Raw genomic sequence first — 5,308 nt, 5'->3', positions numbered from 1 at the left:
TACCAGTAAGGAGACTAATGCAATACAAAATAAGCTCAACTGTAAATTTTAGGCTGCTTCGGTCTTCGGTCATCGGTCTTCCGACCAGATAAGCAAAGAATTTAAGGTGACTGGCATCATTACGGATAATCATATTACTTAATTAATTGTATTAATGAACTCCATAGCTAGCACTTTGGTTTATCAAAAAAATCTCAAAAATGAAAAAATCAGATATCAAATTTCAAATAGAATTAGACGAAAAGAGTCTTCCTAAATCAATTACTTGGGATGCTTCGGATAAAGAAGGTGAAGGATTGGAATCAACTAAAAGTATCAGCCTGAATATTTGGGATAATTTAAATCAAAGTACCCTAAGGATAGATCTATGGACAGAGGAAATGTCTGTCGTGGAAATGAAAAGATTTTATATTGACATTCTTGGTGGCATGGGTCAAACAATACTCAACAGTACTGGAGATGAGTTCATGTCTGAAGAGATTAAAGATTTATGTGATCGTTTAGTGAGGCACGTAAATGAAGAAAATAGAAAAAGCCAATAATTATTAGATAAAACCAAGTTTAAAGCCCGGTTTATATCGGGCTTTTTCTTTTGACCTATATCAATTAAAAAAAAATGAATTTTAGTATTTAATAACAAAATCTTAATCTCGAAATAGTATCATTAAGGATTTGCCATTTTTTTTTGAATTTTAATCAAAAATAGCCTTGATTTTCACTAGAGCGACTTTTTTTAACTGTGAACTATCCTATTAAAATTTTACTGATTATGATTTAATATCCACTATTTAGAATAAATTTCGAGTGTTATTAAAGCATGATCCCCTTACAAATTCTCATTTAATAATTAAACCCAAAAAAATATGATGAAATCTACTCCAAATATTAAGAGGGTAGTTTTGACACTGTTCTTCCTAGTTTCTATAGGTACCTTACCGGTTTTTGCCCAAACGATAGTTTCAGGTTTGGTAACAGATGCCGACACGAAAGAAACTTTGGTAGGTGTCAACATTCTTGTTAAAGGAAAGGTAATTGGTACCATTACAGATTTGGATGGCAATTTTAGTTTGAATGTCAATCAGCCTTTTCCATTCATTTTGGTATTTTCTATGGTCGGATATCAGACAATAGAATTAAAATTAGATAGTGCACCTTCTGAAGTCCTTGATATCAAAATGGAAGAACAGTTCATGCTGGGGCAAGAAGTAGTTGTTTCAGCATCCCGTGTTGAGGAAAATATCCTTCAATCTCCTGTCTCCATCGAAAAAATGGATATTCTAGCCATTCGCGACACCCCTTCAGATAGTTATTATAAATCTATAGCAAATTTAAAGGGAGTTGATGTAACTAGTTCATCCATTAACTTTCAAATAATAAATGCCAGAGGATTTAATTCAACGGGAAATACGAGGTTTGTCCAACTTACAGATGGGATGGATACCCAGGCTCCAGCTTTGAATTTCCCAATAGGAAACCTAAATGGGCCTTCAGAGCTTGATGTAGAAAGTTTAGAATTTATTCCAGGTGCTGCTTCTGCCCTATATGGTCCTAATGCTTTTAACGGTATATTATTAGTCAATAGTAAAAATGCGTTTGAATATCAAGGCTTAAGTGCCTTTTACAAGCAGGGTTTCAACCATTTTAATGGTCGCGAAGGTGAGCCCAGTAGCCCAAAACCAATGTATGAAGGTTCAATTCGTTATGCCAAAGCATTTAATGATAAATTTGCCTTTAAAGTTAATGCTTCATTTATGAAAGCTACTGATTGGTATGGAACTGATCAGACTGACTTAAATGTGGCCACTCAAGGAGACTTGCCTTTCAATCCGGGTGCCAATCGCATTCACGTTTTTGGCGATGAGGTTTCAAACAATATTGGGTTACTCAAAAATGTTGGAGCCATTCAACAACAAGCAAATGCATTAGGTCTTGGCGGTTATCTAAATAGCTTACCAGATCAATTAGTGTCAAGAACTGGCTATGACGAGCGGTTTTTGGTTGATTATGGAGCCAAAAATTTTAAGGTAAACACAGGTTTATATTGGCGATTGAATGATAGAGCTGAGTTAAGTTATTCATTGAATTACGGTGCTGGAACCTCTGTATATACAGGTGCTCAAAGGTATTCCCTGAGAAATTTTGAAATTAGCCAACATAAGTTAGAACTAAGAGGAAGTAACTTTTTCCTTAGAGCCTATACTACGCGGGAAAACTCTGGTGAATCCTATATTGCTGATTTAACTGGTGTTAATATAAATAGCATGTGGAAGGACAACTCATCTTGGTTTGGAGGGTATGGAATCGCCTATATGGGCGCACTTGCTCAACAGGGAGTTGCTCCGGGTCAACCAGGAACTTCCCAGCAGCAAGCAACTGCACATCAAGCAGCTAGAGACTTTGCTGACACTGGTAGAATTATGCCTGGAACTCCTGAATTTGAAAATGCATCTCAAGAAGTAAGATCCAATTTTATTCCACAAGGTTCTTTATTCAATGACCAATCAAGTATGTACATGCTTGAGGGACAATATGATTTCAGTAATGAAATCGAAGTTATAGACTTACAAGTTGGAGGTTCTTATAGAGTTTATGATTTGAATTCTAACGGAACAATATTCGCGGATGTGGAAGGCAATGATATCACTATCTCTGAATTTGGTGCATATGCGCAAGCAGGCAAGAGAGTACTTAATGATAAATTGAAATTGATGGCCTCTCTTAGATATGATAAAAACGAAAATTTTGATGGTCAGTTTAGCCCAAGAGTTTCAGGTGTATTTACAGAAAAAAACCACAATTTCAGGTTTGCTTATCAGACAGGATTCAGAATGCCTACAACGCAAGGGCAGCATATTGATCTTAATGTTGTATCGGCAAGGTTGATTGGCGGCCTTCCTTATTATCGAGAGAAGTACGACATATTTAATAATGCCTTTACATTAGCATCTGTAGAATCATATGTGGAAAAAGTTGGTTCTGGTGTAAGTCCTGTTTCACCTGAAGCCACCTCTTTATTGGTTCCTGCAACCGAGTCAGATTTTCCAGAACTAAGACCTGAACAGGTACAATCTTTTGAAGTTGGATATAAAAGTCTATTGAATAATAATAATATCATGATAGACTTTGCTTATTACTATAATGTTTATAACGATTTCATCACACAAAATGCAGTTAGAAAAGCTCCAGGGCCTGTCTATCCTATTCCAGCTAACGGTGACCAATTGGCAATTAATGCGGTAAATGCTCCATCCCTCTTGACACCTGTAACCACTCCAGGACAAGAAAATACTTTCCAAACCTATACAAATTTTACAGGTAGTGAAGTGAAGGCGCATGGAATGGCTTTAGGGATGACATTTAATCTTCCTAGTAATTTTACCCTATCGGGTAATTATAATTTCAACAAATTATTGACTGGACCAACTGAAGGATTTTTGAATGACTTCAACACCCCAGAGCATAAAGGGAATATCACATTTGGGAATAGAAGAATAACCAAGAATTTAGGTTTCAATGTTGCTATGCGAAGTCAGTCTGCATTCCGTTGGGAGTCTTCATTTGCAAGAGGTGAAGTTCCGGCTGTAACTACAGTTGATGCACAGGTTAGCTATAAAGTTTCCTCCATGAAATCGATCTTTAAGTTAGGTGGATCCAATATTACAAACAATAGGTACTTCTTGAATTTTGGTGGTCCAACTATTGGAGCAATCTATTACCTATCTATCACTTTTGATGAGTTGTTGAGATAAAAATTACTGTTTATGAAAAAGATAACTAGATATATAACATTTGGGATTATAATCGGATCTGCATTTTCCTGTACCTACGATTTTCCTGAAACCCCAACTTATGAGCCTAGCCAGGGCGAAGCAGATTTTAGTAAAATGGTGGTAATTGGGGATGGTATTGCGGCAGGCTTTATGGATGGGGCACTCTATACTAGAGGCCAACAAAATTCTTTTGCGGTACAAGTGGCAACTCAGATGGAAACTATTATTGGATCCGGATTTAATGTCCCTTCTATTAATTCTGAGAATGGTTTTTTTGCAATTGGACCAGGAGGAGTTCCTTTGGGTAGGTTGATATTAAAAACACAAAATGGAACTACAGCTCCTGCTCCTATTGGAATCGGGGATTTTCTAGAACCATTTAGCGGGGACAAAACATCATTGAATAATTTCTCTGTCCCTAATATGACTCTAGGGTTGGCTTTGATTCCTCAAACAGGAGGACCCAATGTACCTCAAAACCCTGCTTATAATCCTTATTACGCTAGATTTGCTACACAACCTGGAGTTTCCACTCCAATTGGTGATGCTGCGTCAGCACTTGCCAATGGAGGTACTTTCTTTACATTTTGGTTAGGAAGTAGCGATGTATTAGGTTATGCAGTTGGTGGAGCCTCCAATCCCAGCTTACTTACTTCTGTATCAGATTTTACAGCAAGGTTCAATGCAGCTCTTGGAACACTTTTGACCACTGTGCAAGAAGCAAAGGGTGCAGTTGGAAATATTCCAGATTTGAATGTTTTACCATATTTCAATTTAGTTCCGTGGAATTCGCTTCCTCTTGATGCTCAGACCGCTGCTTTTGTAAATCAAAATTTTGCTGCCTATAATGGAGGCCTTGTTCAATTAGAGACAATAGGGGCTATTTCAGCTGAGGAACGAGCATTGCGTACGGTAAACTTTGTAGCAGGTCAAAATGGATATCTAATGAGTGATGAAAATCTGACAGATTTAACAGGTTTTGGTTTACCTTCCATCCGCCAAAGTAATTCTTCTGACAAATCAACCTTAACCCTTTCTCAAGTATTAGGACAGCCTGTAAACGGCGATCCTCAAAGTATCCGGGGGGTAAGTTATCCAGTTGAAGATGCTTATGTTTTGACTACTGCTGAGCAAAATGAAGTTCAATCTAGTATTGATGCCTTTAATCAAATTATTCAATCGGCTGTACAAAATTCTGACTCTCGTTTGGTTTTAGTTGATGTTAAATCTTTTTTGAATCAAGTACTTAAAGGCGAAGTTAGATTTAATGGTCAGGCTCTCACAGCTAGTATTATTCCTCCAAATGGAGGGATTTCTGTAGATGGTATTCATCCTAATGGTAGAGCTCATGCTTTCATAGCAAATGAATTTATAGAACAAATAAATGCTAAATGGGGATCGAATATTCCTTTGATCAATCCCAATACTGTGGTAGGGAACGACCTTCCAGTGAATTAATAATAATCTCAATTAAAAGGCTTATTAGGAGAAAATAAGCCTTTTTTTTTACTTTTTCTACCTATCATTAAGGATGTATA

At 36.8% G+C, this 5,308-nt stretch carries 3 protein-coding genes; all 3 read left to right on the top strand.

Annotation, left to right across the window (positions count from 1 at the left end; all coding sequences use genetic code 11):
• Window positions 1–200: 200 nt before the first annotated feature.
• The 3 genes from gldC to Q0L68_RS15750 all read left to right on the top strand — a co-directional run bounded on the left by gldC (window position 201) and on the right by Q0L68_RS15750 (window position 5,228).
• Window positions 201–542 carry a gliding motility protein GldC gene (gene gldC / locus Q0L68_RS15760; protein WP_296705056.1) on the top strand — a complete coding sequence of 114 codons (342 nt, stop codon included), beginning with the start codon at window positions 201–203 and terminating at the stop codon, window positions 540–542.
• Window positions 543–863: 321 nt separating this feature from the next.
• Window positions 864–3,749 (top strand): carboxypeptidase-like regulatory domain-containing protein, encoded by a 2,886-nt coding sequence (locus tag Q0L68_RS15755; RefSeq protein ID WP_296705055.1) that lies wholly within the window; start codon window positions 864–866, stop codon window positions 3,747–3,749.
• A 12-nt stretch (window positions 3,750–3,761) separates the two neighbouring features.
• Complete coding sequence (locus Q0L68_RS15750) at window positions 3,762–5,228, top strand: hypothetical protein (RefSeq protein WP_296705054.1); 1,467 nt, start codon at window positions 3,762–3,764, stop codon at window positions 5,226–5,228.
• Window positions 5,229–5,308 lie beyond the last annotated feature (80 nt).

The sequence above is a fragment of the Algoriphagus sp. genome, from assembly GCF_024642405.1.
In the GTDB taxonomy this organism is placed as follows: domain Bacteria; phylum Bacteroidota; class Bacteroidia; order Cytophagales; family Cyclobacteriaceae; genus Algoriphagus.
The sequence above is the reverse complement of the archived record's forward strand: the minus strand, read 5'-3'. Positions and strand labels throughout refer to the sequence as shown.